This window comes from Gemella morbillorum, assembly GCF_900476045.1.
Classification (GTDB): domain Bacteria; phylum Bacillota; class Bacilli; order Staphylococcales; family Gemellaceae; genus Gemella; species Gemella morbillorum.
In genome coordinates this window covers 956,437-982,607 of the sequence record NZ_LS483440.1, presented here as the reverse complement: position 1 = coordinate 982,607, position 26,171 = coordinate 956,437, and the positions used below count along the sequence as shown (strand labels likewise).

Below are 26,171 nucleotides of genomic sequence, written 5' to 3'. Positions count from 1 at the left end.
CTCACTTTCTCTTGTTATTAAAGAAAGGAGATTTTATGCAGAAAAGTAAATCAATATTATGGACGGCAGTAAAGAGTATTGTTGTCAACACGTTGATTGTTCTTGCTTTTTCAGGATTATTTAGATCAAGCTTATTAATAGATAAACCTAGTTATGGATTTTATGGAGCAACACTAATAACATTGATGTATATGTTTATTAGACCATTACTAATGTTTATAAGTATTGTGCCAATAATTATGACTTTTGGTATATTTATTGTTGTAATAAATGCAGGTATAATATTGTTAGTATCATATCTGTTGGCACCACATTTTATTGTTTCATCTTTCGGATCGGCATTCTTTTTAGCAATTTTTATATCTATCTTTAATGCATTATTAAATACAGGAGATAGAAAAATTATAATAAAAAGATTTTAGAAGAAAGATGTACAAATATTATTTGTATAATACAAACATAAAGGAAATGAATTAATGAAAAAACTAACAACAAGAGATATTGTAGAAAGATTAAAACTAGAAGTAATAAGTGGAGAAGCTGGTTTAGATCGTGAGATAACGACTGAGGAGTTATCACGACCTGCTTTGCAACTTGCGGGCTATTTTTCACATTATTCTCCACAGAGAATTCAAATATTAGGAACAAGTGAATTATCATTTTTTAAATTAATAGCAGATGCTGAAAAAAAATCTCGAACACGTATGTTATGTACGAGAATAACGCCTTGTATCATTATTTCAACAAATCATGATGTTCCAGAAGAACTAATTGCAGCATCAAATGAATATGATACACCAGTTTTAAGGAGTACTCAAGAAACTACAAAACTTATGGGGAATATTACAAATTATATTCAAAAAGAATTTGCTCCAACAACTTCTGTTCATGGAGTTTTTATTGAAGTTTATGGAATAGGTGTATTGATTACGGGGGAAAGCGGTATTGGTAAAAGTGAGGTAGCGCTAGAACTTATTAATCGTGGGCATAGATTAGTAGCTGATGATAGAGTTGATATTAAAGAAATAGAGCGTGGATTATTAATTGGTAGTTGCGAGTCTACGCTTATTAAACACTTATTGGAAATTCGAGGACTAGGTATTATAAATGTAATGACATTATTTGGAACAGGAGCAGTAAGAAGTGATAAACGCTTGCAACTTAATGTACATTTAGAAACATGGAATGATAATAAGCAATATGATAGGATTGGATTAGGAAACGAATATAAGGAAATACTAAACTCAAAAATAGAGAAAAAAACTATTCCTGTTCGACCAGGGCGAAATGTTGCAATTATTATTGAAACTGCAGCTATGAATTATCGCTTAAATCAAATGGGTATTAATACTGCAGAAGATTTTACTGATCGGTTAGCGGAAGAAATAAAAAAGAATAATATGAAAAGTGAGGAAGAATAAGGATGACTTTAGGATATTTAGATCCAATTGCCTTTTATTTATTTTCAAAACCAATTTATTGGTATGGAATAATAATTGCAATGACAGTGCTAGTTGCATATATGATGGCAGACCATGAAGCAACAAAGCGAGGCTTAAAAAAAGAGACGATGCTAGATTTATTACTTATAGCATTGCCAATAGCATTTATATTTGCACGTGCGTATTATGTAGTGTTTAGATGGGATTATTATAGTACTCGAAAAGATGAAATAATTGCAATTTGGGATGGTGGAATAGCGATATACGGCGGATTATTGGGAGGATTTTTAGTATTATACTTCTTTGCAAGACGCCGTGGAATAAAAATTATTAAAATGTTAGATATTATAGCTCCTAGTCTTTTAGTTGGACAAATGCTGGGGCGCTGGGGGAATTTCTTTAACCATGAGGCATATGGAGAAGTAGTTAGTCGAGAATTCTTGGAAAAAAGGTTTATACCAGATTTTATTATAGAAAATATGTACATAGACGGAGCCTACCGTCAACCAACGTTTTTATATGAAAGCCTTTGGTGTTTTATTGCTTTAGTTATTTTATTATTAATCCGTAATAAGTTGGCTCAAAGTGAAGTGTTTGCAATGTATATAGTTCTTTATGGTGTAGAGCGCTTTATAGTAGAAGGTATGAGAACAGACTCATTGTATATCGGTTCATTAAGAGTATCTCAAGTTCTTTCACTAGTATTTGTTATAGGAAGTCTGATATACTTAATAATGCTTAATACAAAATATAAAGATAAAAAAGTTTTGTATATAGAATCATAAAAAAGAGGGTGAAATATATGTCAGAAAAAATTTACGATTTAATTATTGTTGGAGCAGGACCTGCAGGGATGACTGCTTCTATTTATGCATCACGTGCTAATATGTCAGTATTAATGTTGGAGAGAAAATACCCAGGTGGTCAAATGCTTTCAACGGAAGAAATAGAAAACTATACGGGATATGAGATGGTAACTGGACCAGAACTATCAGAGAAAATGTTTGAACATTCTAAAAAGTTTGGAACAGAATTTGCTTTTGGAAATATTACAAAAGTAGAAGTTAGAGATGATTTAAAATATTTAACAGCTGGTGAGAATGAATATGTAGCGAAGTCAGTAATTATTGCGACAGGTTCAGAGCATAAGTTGTTAAATATCCCTGGAGAAGAACAATTCTCAGGAAAAGGTGTAAGTTACTGTGCTGTTTGTGATGGAGCGTTCTTTAGAAATAAAGAGGTAATAGTAATTGGTGGAGGAGACTCTGCTATTGAAGAAGCACTATACTTATCAAACTTAGTAAGTAAAGTAACTGTTATTCACCGTCGTGATGAACTACGAGCTCAAAAGATTTTACAAGATAGGGCATTTGCTAAAGAAAATATTCACTTTATTTGGGATAGTATTCCATTAGAAATTAAAGGTGAAAGAAGAGTTTCTTCTGTAGAAATCCGTAATGTAAAAACAGGAGAAGAAAGTTCTGTTTCAGCAGATGGTATTTTCATCTATGTAGGTATGTTACCACAAACAGAAGATTTTAAAACACTAGGAATTACAAATGAAGCAGGATATATCCCAACTAACGAAAAATTAGAGACAAAAGTAGCTGGTATTTTTGCAGCAGGTGATGTTCGTGAAAAAGAAATTCGCCAAGTAATAACTGCAGCTTCTGATGGAGCTATCGCTGCACAAAGTGCATACAGTTATGTAGAAAGATTATAGAAAAGTATAAATAATTATTGAACTAGTCATCATAGAAGTGATGACTAGTTTTTTAATAAATATTAATATGTATATAGTAAACTATTTATAAATATTAATTATAAAGTAGATATAAGAAATCTCTTTCAGAAATCTAATAAAGTTTTAAAAATAATAAAGTTAATCTAAAAATATCGATAAAATTATTTATTAAAAATTTTTACAAATATGTATTTAGTGTATTTTATATAGATAATGTGAAAAAATGCTTGACTTTTAAGGTTAAGATGCTATAATATTTATATACGATAGTATTCGTATAAAAAATAAAAAATATACAAAGGAGATAATGACAATGAAAAAAGCATTATTATCATTAGTAGCTGCAGGTCTAGTAGGTGCAGTTGTAGCTCCAGCTGCTTTAGCAGAAGGTGAATTAGGTGCAAACCGTAACACTAACGAATCTGGATATTGGGTTGAAAACAACGATATGCCAGCAACTCCTGGAGAAATCAAAGCAGAAAACGATAAAGATCTTGGAAACAAATCTGAGAAATGGACTCGTGATGCTAACAAACTTAAAAAAGGTGAAGTTCTTAAAGTAGAAAAAGGTGCGAAAGTACCAGCTAAAAAAGTTTTACCTAAAACTTCAGCTGTTAAATAATTAGCTGTTGCTATAGAAAAGGATGTTTGTTAAGTCAAACTCCTTTTTCTTTATATTCCACATCTTATATAAAAGATGTGTTTTTTTTAATTTTATAGTATTTATTTTCTTTAATCAATTTTTTCATTATGTTATAATATAGTTATTATTAATTTAGGAGTGAAATTATGTTAAAAGTAGAAGTTTGTGCGAATAGTGTAAAGGATTGTTTGATTTCCCAAAGCTTGGGGGCTCATAGAATAGAGTTGGTAAGTGCAAGTTATTTAGGTGGGCTAACACCCAATCTTAGTGTCTTAGATATGGTTCTTGAAAAAGGTGTAATATTACCCATTATGGCAATGGTACGTCCGCGTGGTGGTGGTTTTTGTTATAGTGATTTAGAAAAAGAACAAATGTTTAGGGAGGCAAAAGAATTATTAAAACATGGAGCTAATGGTCTTGTTTTTGGTTTTTTAACAGAAAATAATGAAATTGATTGGCTAGCAACAGAGAAAATGATAGAACTTTGTGACAAATATAATGCAGAAAGTGTTTTTCATAGAGCTTTTGACTGTGCAAGTAATCCTGAATATAATATTCAACGCTTAATTGGATTAGGTTGTACTAGAATATTAACAAGTGGATTGGCTAATAACGTAAAAAGAGGGGCTAAATTAATAAAGTTATTCCAAGAAAAATATGGACAACATATTGAAATTTTAGCAGGAGCAGGGATAACAAGTGATAATATAGAGAAAATACTTGAAAAAACAGGTGTAAAACAAATTCATGGAACTTTTAAGAAATATATGAATGATACCACAACAAGTCGAGATGAAGTATCTTTTGCCTATACGGATAAAGGGGATTATGAAGAGGTAGATCCAGAAGAATTGATGAAAGTTTTAGTTAGTAGTAGAAATTATGAGATGACTTAAAGATAATAATCGGAAATTGAGAAAGGATATATATGATATTTGAAAGCATTCATCATATAGCAATAATAGGAAGAAATTATAATAAAACTAAAGAATTTTATATTGAAAAATTAGGTTTCGAAATAATAAGTGAGCATCATCGAGTAGATAAAAATGATATTATAATAAATGTAGAAAAAGAAAATGTAGTTTTAGAAATATTTATAAAAGAAGATGCACCATTACGCCCTCCAATACCTAATCCAGAAAACACAGGACTTAGGCATTTGGCGTTCAAGGTAAAGGATGTAGAAAAAAACACTTGAAGAATTTGACAGTTTAAAAATAGTACATCAAGGTTTAAGATATGATGATTTTGATGGAAAAAAGATGGTATTTTTCTTTGATCCAGATGGATTACCTTTAGAGATTCATGAATAATAATAAAACACAGTTTATTAAAAATAAAAAGAGATTGTATAAAAAAGATTAGTAGCTAAAAAATTTAGTACTAATCTTTTGTTCTTATATATCTATGTTTATGCCAATATTATTTTTTTCTGCTTTTTTTATAATTTCTGAGCCGCAAACTATGTCTAAAACAGCTGTTCCAACTGATTTGAATATAGTAATGTCATCTTCAGAGGTACGGCCTAGCGAAAAATCTAGTAGCAATTCTCCGAGTTCTCCTTTAAAATCCTTTGTTGTTATATGTTGTTTATCCAATGCCGATAATATTTCACCAGCTTCGCTAAGGACGCCATCATAAGTGTCTAAATATATTTTGTTCTCTTTTGTAATTAAGTCAACAGGAATTTCTATCATTTCTGGTGTGAATGAGCCAATTCCGTTAATATGTGCTCCTTTTTTAACAAATTTACTATCAAAGGTAGGTGTTTTTGAATTCGTGACAGTTGTAATTATATCGGAATTTTGTACAGCATCATTTGCATCTTTATATGCGACAATTTTAGTTTCAAAATTAGAAAAATCATTTTTCAAAATTTCAACAAAGTTTTTCGTTTTTTCGAAATTTCTACCAACAATACGTAGCTCATCTAATTTTCTAACAGTTAGAAGAGCGTGTGCTTGTTCGTATGCTTGTCCTCCAGTTCCGATTAATGAGGCTATTTTTGAATCTTTGCGAGCTAATAAATCAGTAGCTAAGCCTTGAAGAGCTGCTGTACGTAGTGCAGTGAGATAAGTCCCATCTAAAAGTCCATTAACAATTCCAGTTTTTTCATCAAGTGTCAACATAGTTGCAGGAACGGTAGGTAATTTTTTTTCTGTATTATTTGGGTAAACAGAAACTATTTTTAGCCCAAGTGATTCAGTATTAGAATTTACAGAACCTGGCATAAATAAGACTTGACCGTTGTGATTGGCTACAGAAATATTTGTGCGAAGAGGTATATTTGTTTTCTTTAGTGAGTAACTTAACATAGCACTTTTGCAAGTTTCAATAGTTTCTTGCATAGTAATACATTTTTTTATATCTTCTTTAGTTAATATAAGCATTAGAAAACCTCCACAATTATTAGTAATATATAAGTTTATTATAACAAATATTCTTTAAAAGTAAAACGCTATCTATCAATAAAAATGATCGATATGTAGTTGGATTTAAGAGAAAGTAAATGGTAGAGTAGAGGTGAATAATACAATTACCACCAAAATTATCTTTTGGTGGTAATTGTATTATTTATTTAAAAATTTAACAGTAACAGTTCCAGTAGAAGAAGATGTAAACAGCGTTTTCTTTTTATTAGAACCATTTGTGAAATTAGATTCATTATCGTTTAATTCAGCAAGGATGTTACCAGTTGTAGATTTAAGGGAAATAGAGTTGTTTACTGTAAGATTAAATAGGGAAATATCTCCTGTTTTTGTTTCTAAATTAATATTATCTGTTGATTCATTAGGTAAATTATTTATTGTTATATTTCCAAGTTTATTAGATATATTGATATTTTTTATAGTTGATGATGATAAATCAATATCTCCAGTATTATTATCAATATTTAGATTGCTAATACTGCTAATATTATTTAGTTTTATATTTCCAGTAGCAGTCTTTATTTTTAGAGAATTATTTTCACTTTTAAAATTATTAATTTTAAGATCACCAGTTGAAAGTTTGATTTCCGTGTCTAAAGTAGAAACATTAGTTAAATAAACATTTCCTATTTTACTATTTGCTGTAAGATGTTTGATGTTTAAATCTTTAATAATTAAATTACCTATCTTATTTAAAGAATGGACATCTATACTAGAAGAAGACTTAGGTACTTTTATTTTAATTTCTCGTTTTTTGAAGAAGATACTAAAGTCAATATTAATACCAAAAATATTTTTATTTTCTTTTATAGATAATTTTTTATCAGTGTGGGTTATAAGTATTTCGTGCTCTATACTAGTATAGTAATCTATTTCTATTTTATCAGAAGAGGTATTTTCTTCTAAGACAATATCGGAATCAAGAATATTTAAATCCAAATCTTTAATCTCATTAATTGAGACAGTATAATTCTTTTTATCATAATTAGCAGAGAATCTAGGTATATTGCCATTATTTAAGTATGTTGCAAAACCTATTAGTATGATACCAGTAATTATCAGGCTAAAGGCGATTTTAATAAATTTATTCATTGATATATACCTCTTTTTTGAAAACTTTTACAAACATTTTTTTGAAACTCCAACCATTTTTCCTTACTTTTTTTAATGATTTTAATAGATAATAAATTCCTATTAAACCAATTCCTGTAATAATAAAACCAAAGCCTAAAGTATCTAAACAGTAAGCTATGTTCTTTTCATATATAAGGTAGAAGGGTGCTTTTAATATGAGAGCAATACCTCCAACGAAAAAAGCAATTACTGAAACTACTAAACTGAATATTAAAGATATAAAAACTAGAAAAAAGCTAGCTACTAAAGAAAAAATGGTAATCCAAATAGGGAAAAGTATTATAGCAATAATTATATTAGCTACTGAGGGTGTTTTTTGTGGTATAAATCTCCATACTAATTTTTTCTGTCTTTTTTTGATATTATGTTCATCTAAAATTTGACCAACAATATCGTCTATATTACCTAATTGCGATACAGCTTGTTCTTCGCTTAATCCTTCATCAACACGATCGTCAATCATTTCTTTGAAAAAATTAAGAGTCTTATATACTTCTTCCGAAGATAAATATATTCTTAATTCATTTTCCAAAAGAGTACAAAACTGTTTTTTATTCATGTTGTTCATCTCCTAAAATATATTTATGTGCATTACTAATCACTTGCCAGTCAATAAGAAATTCTTGAATTTTGTTAAGACCAATATCCGTGATTTTATAATATTTTCTTAGTCTACTATTGTGTTCTACCGAATAAGAAGTAACACAATTATTCGCTTCTAAACGTTTTAAGATAGGATATAATGTTGATTCTGATATTGGAATTACATCTGATACATCTTTTATAATTTTATAACCATATGATTCGGAATTACGTAAAGTAGCGAGGACACAGATTTCCAATAATCCTCTTTTTAATTGAGATTCCATACAAATATCTCCTTTCATATTATACTATACATTACGCAGTATAATCTGTCAAGTAGTATAATGACTAATATTTAGAAAATAGCTTATAAAAAGTGGAATGCTAGCTAGAGAATAGATTTAACAATATAAATTAAATGATTAAGTTTTTCATAATTCATTTTGATAAAAGAGAAAACGATTTGTCTTAGTTGCTCTTTTTTGTAAATAGCAAAAAAGCTCTTGACACAATCAAAGGGAAAAGGTATAATAAATATTGTTGTTAAATATGGCGGTTGTGGCGAAGTGGTTAACGCATCGGATTGTGGTTCCGACATTCGTGGGTTCGATTCCCATCAGCCGCCCCATTTTAAAATATAATATAGTAAGGCGGCTTAGCCAAGTGGTAAGGCACGGGTCTGCAAAACCTTGATCACCGGTTCAAATCCGGTAGCCGCCTCCATTTAGACATCTAATTTAGGTGTTTTTATTTTTTTAAATAATTTAAAGCAAAAGTCTTTTAGAGTAATTATTCTAAAAGACTTTTTAATTATATTTTCTAACAGCACTCAAATTAAGTGATGTATTTATAATAAATTTTTTTGATTAAAAAATTAATGAAAATAAAAAATCTAGCGAACATAATGAAAATATGGTAAAATTAGGTAGAAATGAAATGGTAAGGTAATTATCCATAAGATAAGGAGGATTTGTATGAGAAAAATACTGTTGATAATTTTTAGTTTTATATTTATTTTTTCTATTGCAGGATGTTCTTCTAAGACAGAAAATAAAAAATCAGAAGAAAAAGTAATAAAAATGGGATTTGTTCCTCTTAAAAATAGTGAACAACTGATAGAGGATGTTAAACCGATTGCTGAGTATCTAAGTGAAAGGTTGGGTGTAAAAGTAGAGGCATTTACTGCTAGTAACTATATTGGAGTAGTAGAAGGTATAGGTAGTGGAAGTGTTGATTTTGGAATTATTCCACCATTTTCTGCTTTATTAGCTCAAAAACAAAGTAATGCTCAACCATTGTTGACTTCAAAAGGTACAACTGGGAAACCAGGATATACAGCAGAGTTATATGTAAGAAAAGATTCAGGTATAAAATCTTTACAAGACGTAAAAGGTAAAAAAGTTGCCTTTGTCGATCCTTCTTCATCATCAGGATATATTTATCCAGGTGCTATGCTGGTTAAAGCAGGAATCAATCTTGAAAAAGATATTAGTTATCAATTTAGTGGTGGACATGATAAAAGTTTACAACTTTTACTGAATAGAGATGTTGATGTTATTGCTACATTTGATGGTGTACCAGAAAGATATAAAAAAGATTTTCCAAATGCAGTTAATGAAGTTGAAAAGTTAGCAACAAGCGATATGATACCTGGAGTTATGGTAACAGCATCGAATAAAATGGATAAAGAATTACAAGAAAAATTAAAACAAGCCTTGCTTGATATAGAAAAAGATCCAAAATTAAAAGAGTTATTTAAAAAAATGTTTAGTATAACTGGATTTTCAGATGTAGACCAAGATGCGTACTCTAAGGTTGAAGCAACTGCAAAAATTATGAATGTTGATTTAGATAAAGTAAAATAGTTATTAGAAAGAACCTAGTTGATTTGATTAGGTTCTTTTAAAATAGTACTATAAGTTATTAAGAAATCAAATAGTCATTGATATTGACGATTTAAAATATTCTTGCTAAATGCTTGAGATTTTCGGCGTTTAATTTTATAATAATATAATCAATTAGGAGCGTGAATTTTAATGTATGCATATATAAAAGGGAAAATTTCTGAGATTAATCCTACTAACATCGTAATAGATAATAATGGAATAGGTTATGAAATCACTGTTGCAAATCCATATGAATATCAATTAAATGAAGAAAAACAAATTTATATAAGTCAACAAGTTAGAGAGGATTCTAACACCCTTTATGGCTTTTTAACTAAAGAACAAAAAAAGGTATTTTTACTTTTATTAAAAGTAAAAGGGGTAGGACCTAAAAGTGCGTTAGCAATTTTGGCTGGAGCAACTAGTGAGGAAATTATCTCAGCGATAGAAAAGCAAGATGTAAATTATTTAACAAAATTCCCTGGTATAGGTAAAAAATCAGCTCAGCAAATTATTTTAGATTTACAAGGGAAAATAGATTTTAATACTGCAGCAAATAAAACAGAATCACTAGCAAATCTTTATATTAAAGATGCATTACTTGCTTTAGAAGCCCTTGGTTATAGTACAAAAGAATTGGCAAAAATCGAAAGCAGGCTGGCTAAGTTTGAATTTAGTGCAGTGGATGATTATGTAAAACAAGGATTAAAATTATTATTTGGAAATTAATGAAAGGATGAAATATGGAAGAACGAATGGTATCTGCTCATTTAAATGACGGAGAAGAAAATGAAGAACAATCGTTAAGACCTAAATTCCTAAATCAATATATAGGTCAAGAACAAATTAAAAATAATCTTAAGATTTTTATTGAAGCAGCAAAACTTCGTGCAGAAGTCTTGGATCATTGTCTTCTTTATGGTCCTCCAGGATTAGGGAAAACAACACTTGCGACAATAATAGCTAATGAAATGGGTGTAGGGATAAAGTATACTTCAGGTCCAGCAATTGAAAAATCGGGTGACTTGGCCGCAATATTAACTAGTCTAGAGCCAGGAGATGTGTTATTTATTGATGAGATACATCGTATAAGTCGCTCAATAGAAGAAATTTTATATTCAGCAATGGAAGACTTTTACCTTGATATAGTTATAGGAAAAGGAGATGAATCTCGAAATATAAGAATAGAACTACCTCCTTTTACTTTGGTAGGAGCTACAACACGTGCAGGAGCATTAACGGCACCGTTAAGAGATAGATTTGGAGTTCATTGTCGTTTGGAGTTTTATAATGTAGACGAACTTAAAAATATAATTGATAGAACATCAGATATTTTTAATTGTGAGATTGATGAACAAAGTTCTTATGAAATAGCTATGCGTTCTAGAGGAACCCCACGAATAGCCAATCGTCTGCTTAAACGAGTTCGAGATTTCGCTCAAGTGAAAAATGATGGAGTAATAACTCAAAAACTAGCAACTTCTTCACTGGATTTGCTTCAAGTAGATGGACAAGGCTTAGACAGTATAGATTATAAAATATTAGAATGTCTAATTAAGCGTTATGATGGTCGTGCTGTTGGATTAGAAACTATTGCAATAACAATTGGAGAAGAAAGTATTACAATAGAAGATGTTTATGAACCTTATTTAGTTAAAGAAGGTTTTATAGAGAGAACTCCGAGAGGTCGTCGCGCGACACCTAAAGCATATAAACATTTAGGAATTGAATATATAGAAAAATAAGAAAGGTATAGTATGATAGATAGTAAACAGTTTATTAATACAAGGCATAAAAATCAAAAAATAAACTATGATAATGTTTTAAAAGAATTGATAAAAGAATGGAGTAAAAATAGCTTTCGCCCTAAAATTTTAATTCATTCATGTTGTGCACCATGTAGCACCTATGTTTTGGAATATTTATCAGAGTTTAGTGATATCACAATATTTTTCTCAAATTCTAATATTCATCCTAAAGAAGAATATATAAAAAGAATGCTCGTTCAAAAAGATTTTGTAGAAGAGTTTAATAGAAGAAATGACAAGAAGATAAAATTTTTAGCTGATGAATATTCACCTAGTAAGTTTATTAGAGCAGTAAAGGGTTACGAAGACGAACGTGAAGGTGGAGAAAGATGCCATATTTGTTATGAAATGCGCCTTGATTCATCTGCTCAAAAAGCTTTGGAATTAGGATATGATTATTTTGCTTCGGCATTAACAATTAGTCCAAAAAAAAACGCTCAAATAATTAACGAAACAGGATATGTTTTACAAGAACAAATTTCGATTTATTATTTACCTTCTGATTTTAAAAAAAATAATGGTTATCGTCGCTCAGTAGAAATGTGTGAGGATTATAATATATATCGTCAGTGTTATTGTGGGTGTGTTTTTGCAGCAAAAGATCAAGGGATAGATTTTAAAGAAATTAATAAGAATGCACGTGAATTTAATAATAATCATGAAGATTATGAAAGATTTAAGTCTATAATCAAACTCGGGGGAGAAATAGTTTAGTATTATTATTAAAAGTAGCTTCTTAAAGAGAATAAGTTTACTGTAAAATTATAAAAACATAATAATTTTAAATAAAACCTAAAAAAGAATTATAAAAATACTGAAGTTTAGAAAATTTCAGTATTTTTTTATATTAATATCTTTATAGTATATTTTTCTGTTTTCATTTCATTTTCAACAAAATACAACAACTATTTACACACATTAAAAGAAACGGCTTTCTTTGTTGTTTAATAGCAAGATTAGAACTTATGATTTCAACTCAAAACACTTGTAAATATTGTTTTCATGTGGTATTATTTGTTTGTAAATATTTTTTTAATAAAAGGAGATAATAACTATGCTACAAAAAGAATTTAAAGTAATTGACGAAACAGGAATTCACGCAAGACCAGCAACACTATTAGTGCAAGCTGCATCAAAATTCCAATCTAATATTGAATTAGAATACAATGGTCGTAAAGTTAACTTAAAATCAATCATGGGTGTTATGAGTTTAGGAGTTGGAAAAGACGCAGATATAACTATTTATGTTGATGGAGCTGATGAAGCTGAAGCACTTGCTGCTTTAGAAGAAACAATGAAGAAAGAAGGATTAGCATAATATGTTAAAATTAAAAGGTATAGCAGCATCACAAGGTATATCTTTTGCTAAAGCTTATGTATTTGTAGAGCCAGATTTGACAGTTAAAGAAGTGAAAATTGAAGATGTGGCAGCTGAAATTAAACGTTTTGAAGATGCTATAGAAGCATCTAAAAAAGAATTAACTATTATTAAAGAAAATGCATTAGCAAGCCTAGGTGCAGATAAAGCTGCTGTATTTGAAGCTCATCTTTTAATTTTAGATGATCCTGAATTTATGGGAACTGTTAAAACAGATATTGAGTCTAAAGTTATTAATGCAGAATATGCATTTAAAGAAACTTCTGATATGTTTATATCTATGTTTGAAGCAATGGACAATGAATATATGAAAGAGCGTGCAGCTGATATTAGAGACGTTTCTAAACGTATTTTAGCACATCTTTTAGGTGTGGATTTACCAAATCCGAGTTTAATAGATGAAGAAGTTATTGTTATCGCGGAAGACTTGACACCATCTGATACTGCTCAACTTAACAAAAAATATGTAAAAGGTTTTGCAACAAATATCGGTGGACGTACTTCTCACTCTGCAATTATGGCACGTTCATTAGAAATTCCAGCGGTAGTTGGAACAAGTTCAATTACAGAAGATGTGAAAAATGGCGACATTTTAATTCTTGATGGACTTGATGGTGTTGTTCTTGTAAATCCAGATGAAGCTACTACTGCTGAATATAAGGAAAAACACGCTAAGTTTGAAGCTCAAAAAGCTGAATGGGCTAAACTTGTAACAGAAAAATCTGTAACAAAAGATGGACATGAAGTAATTTTGGCAGCAAACATCGGAACACCAGCAGATTTAGAAGGTGTTAAAAATAATGGTGGAGAAGCTGTAGGATTATATCGTACAGAGTTCTTATATATGGGACGCGATCAACTGCCAACAGAAGATGAACAATTTGAAGCATATAAAGCTGTATTAGAAGGTATGGGTGATAAACCAGTAGTAGTTCGTACTCTAGACATTGGGGGAGACAAAGAACTACCTTACTTAGATTTACCAAAAGAAATGAACCCATTCTTAGGATTTAGAGCAATCAGACTTTGTTTAGAAGAAAAAGATCTTTTCAGAACGCAGCTTAGAGCATTATTACGTGCATCTGTGTACGGAAAATTATGTGTAATGTTCCCTATGATTGCAACAGTGCAAGAATTTAGAGCAGCTAAAGCTTTATTCTTAGAAGAAAAAGAAAAACTTGTAGCTGAAGGTGTTGCAGTAAGTAATGATATTGAATTAGGTATCATGGTTGAGATTCCGTCAACAGCTGTTATCGCTGACATCTTTGCTAAAGAAGTTGATTTCTTCTCAATCGGTACTAACGATTTAATTCAATATACTATGGCAGCAGACCGTATGAGTGAAAAAGTATCATACTTATACCAACCATATAATCCAGCTATCTTACGTCTTGTAAAAAATGTTATTGAAGCATCTCACAAAGAAGGTAAATGGACTGGAATGTGTGGAGAAATGGCTGGAGACAGTTTAGCTATTCCATTACTGCTTGGTATGGGATTAGATGAGTTTTCAATGTCTGCTACTTCAATTTTACAAGCACGTAGTCAAATCAAGAATTTAACACTTGCTAAAATGAAAGAATTAGTTGAAAAAGCTGTTATGTGTGCTACGACTGAAGAAGTATTAGCTTTAATAGAAGAATATACGAAATAAAGAAATATATAAATAAAATCATTCTTTCTTCGAAAAGGGGAAAGGGTGATTTTTATATTAATTATAAAGGAAAAAACATATTAGCTTTTTAAATAATTAAGATTAATTTGGTGTATAATAATTAGTATACTCGATAAAAATTAATATTGAGTTAAGTTTAAGATTTTAATAATAAAATAAAAACATATTCAAGGAGACTTTTATGGAAAAGATACATACATCAGAAAAATGGCTAAAAAAATATGAAGAAGTAAAGAATTTACTTACATCACCAGTAAATTATGCACAATGTTTTGAAATGAAAGAAATACAAGGTAAGGAAGTTTTTGTTTTAGATATGGGGGAAGTGAATTTCCCAACTGGAGAAATTTTGGTTAGAGATCCGTTAGTATGGCTTCACAGAGATGAAAAACCTTATTTACAGTCCGTACCTGTAGGGAAATTTAGAATAAAAACGCTAGTAGCAAAAATAGAGGAAGACCACTACAGATATGTGATGAGTAGAGTTAAATTTACAGAAGAAGAACCTGTTGTTTACTACGAAGCATTAAAGGGAGATGAAAATCTAGATTCTCTTGAAGAGGAGAGCATCTTCGGATTTTCCGTTGATGCAGGACTTGCAACAATAGTAGATGTTGAAACTAAAAATGCATATTGTGATTTTGAAGATAGTTGGTATGAAGAAAATCCTAATAAAAATATTTATGATGATTTCTTTGCGGATATTTTTGAAAAAAATGCAGTAGAAAATCCACTTTATCAACGTGAAGGAGGAGATTGGATTAATTTCAGGATTCCTAATACCAATTTAAGTATTCCGATGATTCAAACAGGTTTTGGAGATGGAGTGTATCCTGTATATTTTGGATATGATAAGAATAAAAATCTTTGTGACATCGTTATAGAGTATATTTATCTAGGATAAGGAGATTATTTATGTCGATAGAAAAAGTCTATGATTATTTTCATAACTATGATTCTAAGGTATATCAGATTTTTGCTTGTATGGGGAATGAACCATCAGAAAAAGATATATTAAATTTTGAGAAGCAGTATGATATAAGTCTTCCTGATGATTTTAAAGAGTTTACTATGTCTCCTTTGGGAGGACTTTACATGGAAGTCAGAGAAGAATTATGGCCAAGAGCTAAGGTATACGATGTAGCTCCATTTTGGACATTTTGTCGAGGAATTATGGTATATGGTATTGCAAAAGGAATACCAGATTATCTAGATATTCGTGTAAAAACAAAAGAATTACATGATGAAGGCTTAGAAGACTATATTCCATTTTTTTCAATAATAGGTGATGGAAACACAATATTTTGCTTTGATAAAAATAATAGAATTGTCGCACTTGATTGGTATTCTAAAGTTGCTTTTGTGGAAGATGAAGTGAACTTTTCTGATTTCTTGCTTAAGAAAATTAAAGAGTTGGAAGAACGTAAAACGCAAATGATAGAGACGCTCGAAAATAGAAAAATTAGTGAATAAAACTACATAGGAATGTATAGTTACTAATACTATATGAATAGGTCTGGCATTTGTAAATTTAATGTTTGGAGAGAAAATATGAAAATAATAGATAAAATCAAACAAATTGAAAAATATATATGTGAAAATTTTGAAGAATGGGATTTGGAAGATCCCGTAGAAGAAGAATATCTTGACGATTATCACAAAATTTCAGGAGCTTCAGAGACAGAGATTGTATCTTTCGAGAAGAAAATAGGTATAACCTTGCCTAATGATGTAAAAGAAATTTACAAATATAAAAATGGGAGTAAATACTTGAGTATTTTTCCTTGTATTATTGATGAAAGAGAAATGCCATTTTGTTTAATGAGTCTGCAAGATATAGAAAATACAAAGTAATATTTTCAAAATAAAGATGTCTTATTAACAGAGCTCAATGAGTATTTTTCAAAAGATGATATAAATAAAATGAAGGATAGCAGGGTAAAACCATATCTCTTTAACAAAAGGTGGATTCCTTTTGCTGAGTATTGTGATAGTTGCTTTCTAATGTTTGATTTTAGTCCAGATAGTACTGGGAAAGAAGGTCAGATTATCTGCTATATTCATGATCCTGATGAAATAGTTTATGTAGCTGAAGGAATTACAGAATTGATAGATGAGATAATGGCTGAAATTAATTAGCGTTATAATCTAACATTTTTGATCGAACTGCTAAATTAGAACTTAAAATAATATACATTGAGTTCATCAGTTATCATGCCTTATTTTTGCCGTATTAGTTGACATCGTGGTATTTTTATATTATTATTTTAACTATATAATTTAAAAGCAATGATTAAGACGGTATAATTAGAAGTTTTTAACAGGGAGCAGCTTTGTGACTGAGAGAGTTGTATTAACTGAATTTATATTTTCAGCTTATGAGTAATTGTATAAGTTAGATAATGAGTACAATCGGATGGCACCGTTAAAAGCTAAGCTAATTTAGGTTAGATTTAAGGAAGTCAGTTTGACTTTAAATTTGGGTGGTACCACGATTTATTCGTCCCTTCGAAACGAAAGTTTTGAGGGGCTTTTTATTTTGGATAATTAAAGTAACTTATACAAAATGTCTTTATAAAAAATATTAGGAGGATTTTATGTCTTTAGAAAATATAAAAAAAGAATATCTTGAATTAGTAAAAGATATTAAAAACGAAAAAGAATTGTATGACCTAAGAGTCAAATTTTTAGGTAAAAAAGGTGCACTAACAGAAATTATGAAAGGTGCTAGAGACCTTTCTCCAGAAGAGAGACCAACATTTGGGAAACTAGTTAATGAAGTGAAGACTTTCATTAATGAGAGCTTAGAAGAGCGAAAAGCAGAATTAGCAGAAAAAGCATTAGAGTTAAAACTTGCAAGTGAAAATATTGATGTTACTTTACCTAGTAGAAAAGTAGATTTAGGTGGAATGAATCCACTAAATAAAGTCATAGAAGAAGTAGAAGAAATATTCATTTCTATGGGGTATTCAGTGGCAGAAGGTCCAGAAGTTGAAACAGATAAATTTAATTTTGAAATGTTAAATCTTCCAAAAGATCATCCAGCACGTGATATGCAAGATACATTTTATATTACTAACGAACTTCTTATGAGGACTCAAACATCTCCTGTTCAAGCAAGAGAAATGTTAAAATCTAATGGTCAAGGTCCTGTTAAAATTCTTTGTCCTGGTAAAGTATTCCGTCGTGATAGTGATGATGCTACTCACTCACATCAATTTGCTCAAATTGAAGGATTAGTAGTTGATAAAAATATTACATTTAGTGATTTAAAAGGGACATTAGAATATTTTATTAAATCTGTTTTCGGAGAAAATAAAAAAATTCGTCTTCGCCCTAGCTTTTTCCCATTTACAGAACCTTCAGTAGAAGTTGATGTATCTTGGGGAAATGAAGATGACGAAAATAATATTAAATGGTTAGAAATTCTTGGTGCAGGTATGGTGCATCCTAATGTATTAGAAATGGCAGGATTTGATACAGAAGAATATAGTGGTTTTGCTTTCGGTATGGGGGTAGAACGTATCGCAATGTTAAAATATGGCGTTAGTGATATAAGAAGTTTCTATACAAACGATATTAGATTCTTACAACAATTTAATAATGATAGAAACGATTAGTAGGAGGTAGCAATGTTAGTAAGTTATAATTGGTTAAAACAATATACAAATGTAGAAGATAATGCTGCAGATTTAGCAGAAAAAATTACTCGTGGTGGTATTGAAATAGAAGGAGTAGATTACTTAGCTGAGGAATTATCTAATGTAGTGGTAGGCTATGTAGAATCGAAAGAAAAACATCCAGATGCAGAAAAATTAAGCGTATGTCAGGTAAATGTAGGAGAAGAGGAAAATCTTCAAATCGTATGTGGTGCACCAAACGTAGATGCTGGACAATATGTTATTGTAGCAAAAGTTGGAGCAAAACTACCAGGAATCAAAATCAAAAAAGCTAAGCTTCGTGGAGTAGAATCACAAGGGATGATTTGTTCGCTTAAAGAGCTTGGATTAAATCAAAGTGTAATCCCTAAAAATTATCAAGATGGTATTTATACTTTTGGAGAAAAACAAGAATTGGGAGCGGATGTATCAGAGGTACTAGGTTTAAATGATTATATATTAGACCTATCAATTACACCAAATAGAGCTGATGCATTAAGTATGCGTGGTTTATCGTATGAATTAGGAGCTTTATATAATAAGGCTGTAACTTTTAATGATAAAGAAGTAGCGGAAAATTATAAAGGAACTACTTTATCTGTAGAGGTAGAAAGTCCTTCTTGTAAAAATTATTTAGGACAAGTGATTAAAAATATAGAAGTGAAAGATTCACCATTATGGCTACAGGTTCGCCTTATGAGTTCGGGTATTCGTCCAATTAACAATATTGTAGATATAACTAACTATGTTCTTTTAGAGTTCGGTCAGCCGATGCATGCATTTGATAAAGATTTAGTGGGAGATAAGATAGTTATACGTGATGCAAAAGAAGGAGAAGTATTAGAAACTCTTGATGGAGTAGAACGTAAACTACAAGATACAGATTTAGTTATTACAGATGGGAAACAGCCAATAGCTTTAGGTGGAGTTATGGGTGGAAAAAATACAGAAGTAAGCGAAAGTACTAAAAATATAATTTTAGAATCTGCATACTTTAATTCGTCAAGTATACGTCGTACTTCAGCTGCTCATGGATTAAGAAGTGATTCATCAGCACGTTTTGAAAAAGGAATAGACTCTAATATGCAACTTGCAGCCTTACAGCGTGCAGTAGAATTAATTTTGGAATTATGTCCAAATGCTACTGTAGAATCTTCGGTAGGTGTAGTTAATAAAGAACAAGAAAGAGAAGTAGCTATTACGACAACATACATTAATAATTATTTAGGTATTATTTTATCAACAGAGGAAATTATTTCTATTTTAGAAAGTTTGAACTTTGGTGTAGAAGTAGCTGCTGAAGAATTAATAGTAAAAGTACCAACAAGACGTCCAGATATCACAATTAAGCAAGACTTAGTAGAAGAAGTTATTCGTATTTATGGTTATGATAATTTGGCATCCACATTACCAAAATTCTCAAGAACAACAAAAGGTGGTTTAACTTATACACAACGTGCTGTTCGTGATTTACGTAGATTGTATGTTAATGCTGGCTTTAACGATACAATTAATTATTCATTGGTATCTGATGAAGAATCAACAAGTTTTACTTTAGAAAATCATCATAAAGTAAAATTATTAATGCCAATGACAGAAACACATTCAACACTTCGCCAAAGTTTAATACCAGGATTATTGAATACAATTGGATATAATGTGGCTCGTAAGCAAAAGGATTTAAAACTTATAGAAATTGGGAGAGTTTTCTTCGGAAGCGGAGATGATAATGTTCAACCCAAGGAAACACTTTATCTTAGTGCTGCTTTAGCTGGAGAAGAAAGAGCTACAAAATGGTTAAAAGATAGTCGAGAATTAGATTTTTATGCAGCAAAAGGTTATTTAGAAGTTGCTTTAGAATATCTAGGTTTAGATCAGAAAGTAACATATAAAAAGGTAACAGTTGACGGAATGCACCCAGGGCGTACAGCTGAAGTATATTTAGGAGAAGAGCGCATTGGATTAATTGGAGAAGTGCATCCATTAGTAGCTGAGAAACTTGGACTTAATAGAACTTATGTTTTTGAAATTAATTTAGATAAAGTTATTTCAGAAGAAAAAGTAAAACCTAAGTATGAAGAAGTAACTAAGTATCCTGAAATAACTCGTGATATTGCGATGCTAGTTGATTTGGAAGATGAATATCAAAATATTTATAATGCAATCGAAAGTGTAAATAGTAAATTAATAACAAATATAGAATTATTTGACTTATATGTAGGCTTAGAATTAGTGGCTGGTAAAAAGTCTCTAGCATTAACAATTACATATAGCGATAAAGAAAAAACATTAACTGATGAAGAAGTAACAGCTGTTCATGAAAAAGTTCTTGCAGCGTTGACAGAGTATGGAGCTATAATAAGATAGGAGAATATATGATTACACAAGTTTTATTGTTTTGTGCTATTGCATATTTAATAGGTGCTATCCCATTTGCTTTAATTATTGGGAAACTATTTTATAATACAGATATTCGTACTATGGGGAGCGGAAATTTAGGAACAACAAATACATTTAGATGTCTTGGAAAAAAAGCAGGAGTCATGGTGTTTATTTTAGATATATCTAAAGGAATTTTTGCAACGTTTTTACCTACGTTAAGTCTAGGAAAAGTAGAATTTCTCTCTATTTTTGGAGCATTTGCAATGATAGGACATGTTTATCCTATCTTTGCAAACTTTAAAGGAGGAAAAGCAGTTGCAACTGGCTCAGGAGTATTTATTTTTCTTTATCCAGCTTTGAGCGCACTTTTACTTGTAATATTTTTCTCAACACTATTTATCACTGGATATGTTTCTTTAGGGAGTATTTTAATCTGTTTAACTTCTATAGTTTACTTAGCTATTTTTGAAACAGGTGTTGATAAGTGGGTTATGATTGTAATGTGTATTTTTGTTATATATATGCATAAGAAAAATATTCAAAGATTATTGAATGGTACGGAAAATCAATCTAAAGCAAAATTGAGATTAGGAAGGAAAAAATAATGACAAAAATTATAAGCGGTACTGATCTTGCTAAAAAATTACGCGCTGAGATAAAAGAAGAAGCAACAATTCTTCAACAAAAAGGTATAATTCCAACGTTAGCGGTAGTTTTAGTAGGAGATAATAAGGCTTCTAAAAGTTATGTTAATTCAAAGCATAAAGCATGTTTAGAAAATAACATTAATTCTGTTAAAATAGAATTAGATGAAAATATTTCTACTGCTAGCCTTTTAAATGAAATTGAGAAATTAAATAATGATGATAATGTACATGGTATTTTAGTTCAATTACCATTACCTAAACATATCGATGCAGAACAAATTTTAAATGCGGTAAGCCCGCAAAAAGATGTTGATGGTTTTCATCCTATTAATGTAGGAAAGTTAGTTATTGGAGAAGCAAAACTAATTCCATGTACACCTCTTGGTATTTTAGAAATGATAAAATCTACTGGTGATGAAATTGATGGAAAGTTAGCATTAGTAATAGGAAGAAGTAATATTGTAGGAAAACCTATATCTACATTATTGCTTCAAAATAATGCAACTGTGATAACAGCACACTCAAAAACTAAAAATCTTGATAGTTTATTAGAACAAGCTGATATTATTGTTAGTTGTGTGGGTTCTGCACACTTTTTAACTGGAGAAGAAAAAGTAAAAGAAACAGTTACTATTATTGATGTAGGTAATAACTACAAAGATGGCAAGTTAGTTGGAGATGTAAATCTTGAAAACTTTATGGGGAAAGTTAAGTACATATCTCCAGTGCCTGGTGGGGTTGGGCCATTAACAATTACTATGTTAATGAGAAACACCTTGGTAGCAACATATGATTTAATAAAATAAATAAGTATTTCTTGAGAGAAATAATAAATATAATTTTGTAATACAATTATTGAAATATATTTCTCTCAAGATTTTTAAATGTTTATTTAGCAATTTTAAGATATATATTTGAAAAGTTTCTTAATAAATGTTACAATAATATATTGTACAAGTGTACTTATTTTTATTTGAAATTTTATAGATTTATGAATTGTGCTATGGTATAATTTATAAAATGTACAATGAAAGAATTAAATTTGTATGAGAGGAGAATTCACTAGTGTTAAGATTTTTAAAAAAAGTTGTTTCAGAAATGAAAAAAGTAAGTTGGCCAACATTTAACGAACTTGTTAGAAAAACTCTTATAGTTATAGTAGTTGTAGGAATATTAATGTTGTTCAGTTATGTGGTAGATTTAGGAATAACTGCTGGAATTAGACATTTTAGTAAGTAAGAGAGGTTATTATGAGTGATACAGTAAACAAAGAGTGGTACGTAATTCATACATACTCTGGTTATGAAAATAAAGTAAAAGATAATATTGAAAAACGTGTTGAATCTTTGAATATGGAAGATAAAATATTTAGAATTGTTGTTCCAGAAGAAAAAGAAACTATTATAACACCAACAGGAAAAAGAAAAGAAGTAAATAGAAAAACTTTCCCTGGATATGTTCTAGTTGAACTTGTTATGACTGATGACTCTTGGTTTGTAGTTAGAAATACACCAGGTGTAACTGGATTTGTAGGTTCACATGGTGGGGGTTCAAAACCAAGTCCATTACTTCCAGAAGAAATCAATTTTATTTTACAACAAATGGGGCTTTCAAGCGTTGTTGATGTAGATATCGAAGTAGGAGACCATGTTCGTGTTATTTCTGGGCCATTTGTAGATATGGAAGGTAAAGTGGTGAATATAGACCTTAATAACTACAAAGCAGATGTAATGATCGAACTTATGGGTAGAGAAACAAAAGTTGAATTAGAACTGTATAATATTGAAAAATTCTAGGAAAGGAAAAGCTATTGTAAAATAGTAGGTATGAGTGTGGAAAAAATAGCTATTGTAATGGATTCGACAGCATATTTACCAGGTGAATTAACAAAAGAATTAAATATTAGAACGGTTTATTTAAATATAGTTATTGATGGAAATTCTTATAAAGAGGTTATTGATATGCCTCTTGATAAATACTATGATTATTTAAAGGATCCTAATAATTCTTTTCCAACAACCTCTCAACCAGCAATTGGGGAAGTTGTTTCATGCTTAGAAAAATTAAAAGAAGAAGGTTATACAGATGTTATTGCTATAGCACTATCTAGTGGTATAAGTGGAACATTTTCATCATACTCTGTAGCTGATCTTATGGTTGATGGTATTAATGTTCATCCATTTGATTCAGAAGTTGCATGTCATCCTGAAGGATATTATGCAATTAAAGCGGCTGGACTAATAAAAGAAGGTAAGAGTTCTAAAGAAATTATTACTGCATTAGATGAAATGAAAAAAGTTTCAAAAGCATATTTTATGGCTGATGACTTATCACACTTACAACGTAGTGGGCGCTTAAGCGGTGCACAGGCTATAGTTGGTAACTTATTACAAGTTAAACCTTTATTACATTTTGAGGATAAGGTAATCGTACCATTCCAAAAAATACGTACTTATAAAAAAGTTGTATTAAGAATTTATGAATTATTTGATGAATTTTATCGACAACACAAGGATGAAAACATATCTGTATGTATTCTTCATGTAGATGCTTTAGAGAAGGCGGAAGAAATTAAAAATTATATGAAAGAAGTTTATCCTAATGTTAATGTCGAAATAGACGCAATTACTCCTGTAGTATCAACTCATCTTGGGATTGGAGCTATAGGTTTTGCGTGGACAATATTATAAAAAGATTTTTGAGGTGAGATTATGGTTCAAACTATGGCGCATACTTGTTATAGAGTTGCTGATTTAGAAAAATCAATTAAGTTTTATACGGAAGCATTTGATTTTAAAGTAAGTAGAGAAAGAGATTTTAAAGAATATAAATTTACTTTAGTATATTTGACTTTACCAGGTTCTGATTATGAATTAGAGTTAACTTATAATTATGATCATGGTTCATATGATTTAGGAGATGGTTACGGTCATATTGCAATTTCAGTTTCTGATTTAGAAGGTTTATATGAGAAACATAAAGAGGCAGGATACGATATTACAGATTTAAAAGGTTTACCAGGATTCCCGCCAAGTTATTACTTTATCAAAGATCCAGATGGATATAAGATTGAAGTTATTCGTGATAAGTAAGACAAATTAATTGATTTCTCTTATTTATTGTGATACAATGTAACTACATTGAAATAAATTACCGAAAGGGTGGTGAATTTTGAAAGTTCTCCACTTTTTTATATTGCAATTTTAGATTTAAGAAAGAGGTGTAATATGAGTATAGTACAAAGAGTAAAAGCTATTGCAGATGAGCAAACAAAAGATACAGTATATTCACTTTATGATGTAGAATATGTAAAAGAAGGTAGTGAATTCTTCTTACGCATTTACTTCGATAAAGATGGTGGTTTAACACTAGATGATTGTGTACTTCTAAGTGAAAAACTAGCAGAAGAATTGGATAAAGAGGATTTTATAAGCGACAAGTATTATCTTGAAGTTTCTTCACCAGGTATAGAACGTGAGTTAAGAAATCTGGAAGAAGTTATCGATTCAATAGGTAAGCATGTATATATCAAAACTTATGAGAAGGTAGATAACCAGAAAGAATTTTATGGTGACATCTTAGATGTTGAAGATAAAGAAATTACTATTGAATATAAAGATAAAGCAAGAGTAAAGAAATCAACAATTAGTTATGAGAAAATTGCTAAGATTAGATTAGCTGTTAAATTTTAATTTTTAAAGGAGAAAAGAACAATGAGCAAGGATTTGCTTAAAGCTATTAAATTAATTGAACAAGAAAAAGGTATTGCAGAAGATATACTAGTAGAAGCTATTGAATTAGCTCTATTATCAGCATACAAAAAGAATTTTAACGCTGCAAAGAATGTAAGAGTAGATTTTAATCGTGCTACAGGTGATTATAAATTTATCATTAGAAAAGATGTTGTAGAAGAAGTATATGATGATAGAATTGAATTTGCTTTAGAGGATGCATTAAAAATAAATCCAGCGTATGAAGTTGGTGATATCTATGAGGTAGTAGATCTTCCAGATGACTTTGGTCGTGTTGGAGCTCAAGCAGCTAAACAAGCGCTATTACAAAGACTTCGTGAAGCAGAAAAAGAAATCTTATTTAAAGAATATAGTGAATATGAAGGAGAAATCCTTTCAGGTACTGTAGACAGAATTGATACACGCTATGTATATGTGAAACTTGGAAAAATTGAGGCTATTTTAGGAGAGAATGAAAGAGTTCCTGGTGAAAATTATGTACCACAAACACCTATAAAAGTTTATATAGCTAAAGTAGATAACCCAAGCCGTGGTAGTAAGCCGCATGTTCTGGCATCTAGATCACATCCTGAATTTATTAGAAGATTATTCGAAATGGAAGTTCCTGAAATCTATAGTGGAACAGTAGAAATTAAGAGTGTGTCTCGTGAAGCTGGCGAAAGAACTAAACTTGCCGTTTTTTCAGAAGACAAAAATGTTGATCCAGTTGGTGCATGTGTAGGTAATAAAGGAGACCGTGTTAATCGTATCGTTGATGAATTAAACGGTGAGAAGATTGATATCATTACATGGGATGCTGATCCTGTGAAATTTATTACTAATGCATTAGCACCTGCTAAAGTAGAAGAAATCATTATAGATGAAGAAGAAAAAATTGCTAATGTTAAAGTTAAAGAAGATCAACTATCTCTTGCAATAGGGAAAAAAGGTCAAAACGTTCGCTTAGCAGCAAGATTAACTGGATGGAAAATTGACATTAAAGCAGCTGAGTAGTGAGGTGTTAA

At 30.2% G+C, this 26,171-nt stretch carries 29 protein-coding genes, 2 tRNA genes and 1 pseudogene; 28 read left to right on the top strand and 4 right to left on the bottom strand.

Annotated features, from left to right (window positions below; all coding sequences use genetic code 11):
• Window positions 1-35 precede the first annotated feature (35 nt).
• The 7 genes from DQN46_RS04845 (at window position 36) to DQN46_RS04815 (ending at window position 5,030) form a co-directional block, all read left to right on the top strand.
• Window positions 36-422 carry a phage holin family protein gene (locus DQN46_RS04845; RefSeq protein ID WP_111743215.1) on the top strand — a complete coding sequence of 129 codons (387 nt, stop codon included), beginning with the start codon at window positions 36-38 and terminating at the stop codon, window positions 420-422.
• Window positions 423-476: 54 nt separating this feature from the next.
• The gene (gene hprK / locus DQN46_RS04840; protein ID WP_004631808.1) at window positions 477-1,421 is read left to right on the top strand and encodes an HPr(Ser) kinase/phosphatase; all 945 of its coding nucleotides are present in this window, start codon (window positions 477-479) and stop codon (window positions 1,419-1,421) included.
• 2 nt (window positions 1,422-1,423) lie between these two features.
• Window positions 1,424-2,227 carry a prolipoprotein diacylglyceryl transferase gene (lgt, locus tag DQN46_RS04835; RefSeq protein WP_111743214.1) on the top strand — a complete coding sequence of 268 codons (804 nt, stop codon included), beginning with the start codon at window positions 1,424-1,426 and terminating at the stop codon, window positions 2,225-2,227.
• A 17-nt stretch (window positions 2,228-2,244) separates the two neighbouring features.
• Window positions 2,245-3,165, top strand: a complete 921-nt coding sequence (gene trxB, locus DQN46_RS04830) for a thioredoxin-disulfide reductase (protein ID WP_111743213.1) — start codon at window positions 2,245-2,247, stop codon at window positions 3,163-3,165.
• Between the two features lie 334 nt (window positions 3,166-3,499).
• Window positions 3,500-3,808 (top strand): hypothetical protein, encoded by a 309-nt coding sequence (locus DQN46_RS04825; protein WP_111743212.1) that lies wholly within the window; start codon window positions 3,500-3,502, stop codon window positions 3,806-3,808.
• 167 nt (window positions 3,809-3,975) lie between these two features.
• Entirely contained in the window at window positions 3,976-4,725 is a 750-nt protein-coding gene (locus DQN46_RS04820) for a copper homeostasis protein CutC (protein ID WP_111743211.1), read from the top strand.
• A gap of 32 nt (window positions 4,726-4,757) precedes the next feature.
• Window positions 4,758-5,030 (top strand): VOC family protein, encoded by a 273-nt coding sequence (locus DQN46_RS04815; protein WP_224207394.1) that lies wholly within the window; start codon window positions 4,758-4,760, stop codon window positions 5,028-5,030.
• A 199-nt stretch (window positions 5,031-5,229) separates the two neighbouring features.
• Here the strand turns inward: DQN46_RS04815 and DQN46_RS04810 are convergent, their stop codons facing one another.
• The 4 genes from DQN46_RS04810 to DQN46_RS04795 all read right to left on the bottom strand — a co-directional run bounded on the left by DQN46_RS04810 (window position 5,230) and on the right by DQN46_RS04795 (window position 8,264).
• Window positions 5,230-6,222, bottom strand: coding sequence for an ornithine cyclodeaminase family protein (locus DQN46_RS04810; protein ID WP_111743210.1), 993 nt, complete (start codon window positions 6,220-6,222; stop codon window positions 5,230-5,232).
• A gap of 180 nt (window positions 6,223-6,402) precedes the next feature.
• Window positions 6,403-7,353, bottom strand: coding sequence for a DUF4097 family beta strand repeat-containing protein (locus DQN46_RS04805; protein WP_111743209.1), 951 nt, complete (start codon window positions 7,351-7,353; stop codon window positions 6,403-6,405).
• Window positions 7,346-7,954, bottom strand: a complete 609-nt coding sequence (locus tag DQN46_RS04800; RefSeq protein ID WP_111743208.1) for a DUF1700 domain-containing protein — start codon at window positions 7,952-7,954, stop codon at window positions 7,346-7,348. Before DQN46_RS04800 ends, DQN46_RS04805 begins: the two co-directional genes overlap by 8 nt.
• Window positions 7,947-8,264 carry a PadR family transcriptional regulator gene (locus DQN46_RS04795; protein ID WP_003147255.1) on the bottom strand — a complete coding sequence of 106 codons (318 nt, stop codon included), beginning with the start codon at window positions 8,262-8,264 and terminating at the stop codon, window positions 7,947-7,949. Before DQN46_RS04795 ends, DQN46_RS04800 begins: the two co-directional genes overlap by 8 nt.
• 268 nt (window positions 8,265-8,532) lie before the next feature.
• Between DQN46_RS04795 and DQN46_RS04790 the strand changes: the two genes are divergently transcribed.
• From DQN46_RS04790 to nusA, 21 genes and pseudogenes are all read left to right on the top strand, one after another.
• A tRNA-His gene (locus tag DQN46_RS04790) sits at window positions 8,533-8,608 on the top strand.
• Window positions 8,609-8,629: 21 nt separating this feature from the next.
• A tRNA-Cys gene (locus DQN46_RS04785) sits at window positions 8,630-8,703 on the top strand.
• Between the two features lie 251 nt (window positions 8,704-8,954).
• Window positions 8,955-9,845 (top strand): phosphate/phosphite/phosphonate ABC transporter substrate-binding protein, encoded by an 891-nt coding sequence (locus DQN46_RS04780; RefSeq protein ID WP_111743207.1) that lies wholly within the window; start codon window positions 8,955-8,957, stop codon window positions 9,843-9,845.
• 171 nt (window positions 9,846-10,016) lie between these two features.
• Window positions 10,017-10,595 (top strand): Holliday junction branch migration protein RuvA, encoded by a 579-nt coding sequence (gene ruvA, locus DQN46_RS04775; protein ID WP_004631829.1) that lies wholly within the window; start codon window positions 10,017-10,019, stop codon window positions 10,593-10,595.
• A gap of 14 nt (window positions 10,596-10,609) precedes the next feature.
• A complete protein-coding gene (gene ruvB / locus DQN46_RS04770) occupies window positions 10,610-11,611 on the top strand; it encodes a Holliday junction branch migration DNA helicase RuvB (protein WP_004631831.1) in 1,002 nt (333 codons plus the stop codon).
• A 12-nt stretch (window positions 11,612-11,623) separates the two neighbouring features.
• Window positions 11,624-12,388, top strand: a complete 765-nt coding sequence (locus tag DQN46_RS04765) for an epoxyqueuosine reductase QueH (RefSeq protein WP_111743206.1) — start codon at window positions 11,624-11,626, stop codon at window positions 12,386-12,388.
• Window positions 12,389-12,728: 340 nt separating this feature from the next.
• Window positions 12,729-12,992, top strand: coding sequence for a phosphocarrier protein HPr (locus DQN46_RS04760; protein WP_004631834.1), 264 nt, complete (start codon window positions 12,729-12,731; stop codon window positions 12,990-12,992).
• 1 nt (window position 12,993) lies between these two features.
• A complete protein-coding gene (ptsP, locus tag DQN46_RS04755; protein WP_111743205.1) occupies window positions 12,994-14,706 on the top strand; it encodes a phosphoenolpyruvate--protein phosphotransferase in 1,713 nt (570 codons plus the stop codon).
• A 202-nt stretch (window positions 14,707-14,908) separates the two neighbouring features.
• A complete protein-coding gene (locus DQN46_RS04750; RefSeq protein ID WP_111743204.1) occupies window positions 14,909-15,631 on the top strand; it encodes a DUF4241 domain-containing protein in 723 nt (240 codons plus the stop codon).
• An 11-nt stretch (window positions 15,632-15,642) separates the two neighbouring features.
• Window positions 15,643-16,200 carry an SMI1/KNR4 family protein gene (locus DQN46_RS04745; RefSeq protein WP_111743203.1) on the top strand — a complete coding sequence of 186 codons (558 nt, stop codon included), beginning with the start codon at window positions 15,643-15,645 and terminating at the stop codon, window positions 16,198-16,200.
• 33 nt (window positions 16,201-16,233) lie between these two features.
• Window positions 16,234-16,866: pseudogene (locus DQN46_RS08745) on the top strand (SMI1/KNR4 family protein).
• A 458-nt stretch (window positions 16,867-17,324) separates the two neighbouring features.
• Window positions 17,325-18,347: a phenylalanine--tRNA ligase subunit alpha gene (gene pheS / locus DQN46_RS04735; protein WP_111743202.1), complete on the top strand. Its 1,023-nt coding sequence runs from the start codon at window positions 17,325-17,327 to the stop codon at window positions 18,345-18,347.
• A 12-nt stretch (window positions 18,348-18,359) separates the two neighbouring features.
• The gene (gene pheT / locus DQN46_RS04730; protein ID WP_111743201.1) at window positions 18,360-20,753 is read left to right on the top strand and encodes a phenylalanine--tRNA ligase subunit beta; all 2,394 of its coding nucleotides are present in this window, start codon (window positions 18,360-18,362) and stop codon (window positions 20,751-20,753) included.
• Window positions 20,754-20,761: 8 nt separating this feature from the next.
• Window positions 20,762-21,373, top strand: a complete 612-nt coding sequence (gene plsY / locus DQN46_RS04725; RefSeq protein ID WP_111743200.1) for a glycerol-3-phosphate 1-O-acyltransferase PlsY — start codon at window positions 20,762-20,764, stop codon at window positions 21,371-21,373.
• Entirely contained in the window at window positions 21,373-22,221 is an 849-nt protein-coding gene (locus DQN46_RS04720; protein ID WP_111743199.1) for a bifunctional 5,10-methylenetetrahydrofolate dehydrogenase/5,10-methenyltetrahydrofolate cyclohydrolase, read from the top strand. Before plsY ends, DQN46_RS04720 begins: the two co-directional genes overlap by 1 nt.
• Window positions 22,222-22,480: 259 nt before the next feature.
• Window positions 22,481-22,654, top strand: coding sequence for a preprotein translocase subunit SecE (gene secE / locus DQN46_RS04715; RefSeq protein ID WP_111743198.1), 174 nt, complete (start codon window positions 22,481-22,483; stop codon window positions 22,652-22,654).
• An 11-nt stretch (window positions 22,655-22,665) separates the two neighbouring features.
• A complete protein-coding gene (gene nusG / locus DQN46_RS04710) occupies window positions 22,666-23,211 on the top strand; it encodes a transcription termination/antitermination protein NusG (protein ID WP_111743197.1) in 546 nt (181 codons plus the stop codon).
• Between the two features lie 30 nt (window positions 23,212-23,241).
• Window positions 23,242-24,105 carry a DegV family protein gene (locus DQN46_RS04705; RefSeq protein ID WP_224207393.1) on the top strand — a complete coding sequence of 288 codons (864 nt, stop codon included), beginning with the start codon at window positions 23,242-23,244 and terminating at the stop codon, window positions 24,103-24,105.
• 21 nt (window positions 24,106-24,126) lie between these two features.
• On the top strand, window positions 24,127-24,507 hold the full coding sequence (gloA, locus tag DQN46_RS04700) for a lactoylglutathione lyase (RefSeq protein WP_111743195.1): 381 nt from the start codon (window positions 24,127-24,129) through the stop codon (window positions 24,505-24,507).
• Between the two features lie 135 nt (window positions 24,508-24,642).
• Window positions 24,643-25,107 carry a ribosome maturation factor RimP gene (rimP, locus tag DQN46_RS04695; protein ID WP_111743194.1) on the top strand — a complete coding sequence of 155 codons (465 nt, stop codon included), beginning with the start codon at window positions 24,643-24,645 and terminating at the stop codon, window positions 25,105-25,107.
• 21 nt (window positions 25,108-25,128) lie between these two features.
• Window positions 25,129-26,160, top strand: coding sequence for a transcription termination factor NusA (gene nusA, locus DQN46_RS04690; protein ID WP_111743193.1), 1,032 nt, complete (start codon window positions 25,129-25,131; stop codon window positions 26,158-26,160).
• Window positions 26,161-26,171 lie beyond the last annotated feature (11 nt).

Excerpts from the sequence above, each read along its gene's own strand:
- DQN46_RS04795 (WP_003147255.1), bottom strand. The coding sequence starts at position 8,264 with ATGGAATCTCAATTAAAAAGAGGATTATTGGAAATCTGTGTCCTCGCT.
- DQN46_RS04810 (WP_111743210.1), bottom strand. The coding sequence starts at position 6,222 with ATGCTTATATTAACTAAAGAAGATATAAAAAAATGTATTACTATGCAA.
- DQN46_RS04750 (WP_111743204.1), top strand. The coding sequence starts at position 14,909 with ATGGAAAAGATACATACATCAGAAAAATGGCTAAAAAAATATGAAGAA.
- pheS (WP_111743202.1), top strand. The coding sequence starts at position 17,325 with ATGTCTTTAGAAAATATAAAAAAAGAATATCTTGAATTAGTAAAAGAT.
- rimP (WP_111743194.1), top strand. The coding sequence starts at position 24,643 with ATGAGTATAGTACAAAGAGTAAAAGCTATTGCAGATGAGCAAACAAAA.
- pheT (WP_111743201.1), top strand. The coding sequence starts at position 18,360 with ATGTTAGTAAGTTATAATTGGTTAAAACAATATACAAATGTAGAAGAT.
- lgt (WP_111743214.1), top strand. The coding sequence starts at position 1,424 with ATGACTTTAGGATATTTAGATCCAATTGCCTTTTATTTATTTTCAAAA.
- DQN46_RS04800 (WP_111743208.1), bottom strand. The coding sequence starts at position 7,954 with ATGAATAAAAAACAGTTTTGTACTCTTTTGGAAAATGAATTAAGAATA.
- DQN46_RS04815 (WP_224207394.1), top strand. The coding sequence starts at position 4,758 with ATGATATTTGAAAGCATTCATCATATAGCAATAATAGGAAGAAATTAT.
- nusA (WP_111743193.1), top strand. The coding sequence starts at position 25,129 with ATGAGCAAGGATTTGCTTAAAGCTATTAAATTAATTGAACAAGAAAAA.
- trxB (WP_111743213.1), top strand. The coding sequence starts at position 2,245 with ATGTCAGAAAAAATTTACGATTTAATTATTGTTGGAGCAGGACCTGCA.
- ptsP (WP_111743205.1), top strand. The coding sequence starts at position 12,994 with ATGTTAAAATTAAAAGGTATAGCAGCATCACAAGGTATATCTTTTGCT.
- hprK (WP_004631808.1), top strand. The coding sequence starts at position 477 with ATGAAAAAACTAACAACAAGAGATATTGTAGAAAGATTAAAACTAGAA.
- DQN46_RS04805 (WP_111743209.1), bottom strand. The coding sequence starts at position 7,353 with ATGAATAAATTTATTAAAATCGCCTTTAGCCTGATAATTACTGGTATC.
- DQN46_RS04720 (WP_111743199.1), top strand. The coding sequence starts at position 21,373 with ATGACAAAAATTATAAGCGGTACTGATCTTGCTAAAAAATTACGCGCT.
- DQN46_RS04705 (WP_224207393.1), top strand. The coding sequence starts at position 23,242 with ATGAGTGTGGAAAAAATAGCTATTGTAATGGATTCGACAGCATATTTA.
- plsY (WP_111743200.1), top strand. The coding sequence starts at position 20,762 with ATGATTACACAAGTTTTATTGTTTTGTGCTATTGCATATTTAATAGGT.
- DQN46_RS04765 (WP_111743206.1), top strand. The coding sequence starts at position 11,624 with ATGATAGATAGTAAACAGTTTATTAATACAAGGCATAAAAATCAAAAA.
- ruvA (WP_004631829.1), top strand. The coding sequence starts at position 10,017 with ATGTATGCATATATAAAAGGGAAAATTTCTGAGATTAATCCTACTAAC.
- DQN46_RS04845 (WP_111743215.1), top strand. The coding sequence starts at position 36 with ATGCAGAAAAGTAAATCAATATTATGGACGGCAGTAAAGAGTATTGTT.
- DQN46_RS04825 (WP_111743212.1), top strand. The coding sequence starts at position 3,500 with ATGAAAAAAGCATTATTATCATTAGTAGCTGCAGGTCTAGTAGGTGCA.
- DQN46_RS04780 (WP_111743207.1), top strand. The coding sequence starts at position 8,955 with ATGAGAAAAATACTGTTGATAATTTTTAGTTTTATATTTATTTTTTCT.
- DQN46_RS04760 (WP_004631834.1), top strand. The coding sequence starts at position 12,729 with ATGCTACAAAAAGAATTTAAAGTAATTGACGAAACAGGAATTCACGCA.
- DQN46_RS04745 (WP_111743203.1), top strand. The coding sequence starts at position 15,643 with ATGTCGATAGAAAAAGTCTATGATTATTTTCATAACTATGATTCTAAG.
- nusG (WP_111743197.1), top strand. The coding sequence starts at position 22,666 with ATGAGTGATACAGTAAACAAAGAGTGGTACGTAATTCATACATACTCT.
- gloA (WP_111743195.1), top strand. The coding sequence starts at position 24,127 with ATGGTTCAAACTATGGCGCATACTTGTTATAGAGTTGCTGATTTAGAA.
- ruvB (WP_004631831.1), top strand. The coding sequence starts at position 10,610 with ATGGAAGAACGAATGGTATCTGCTCATTTAAATGACGGAGAAGAAAAT.
- DQN46_RS04820 (WP_111743211.1), top strand. The coding sequence starts at position 3,976 with ATGTTAAAAGTAGAAGTTTGTGCGAATAGTGTAAAGGATTGTTTGATT.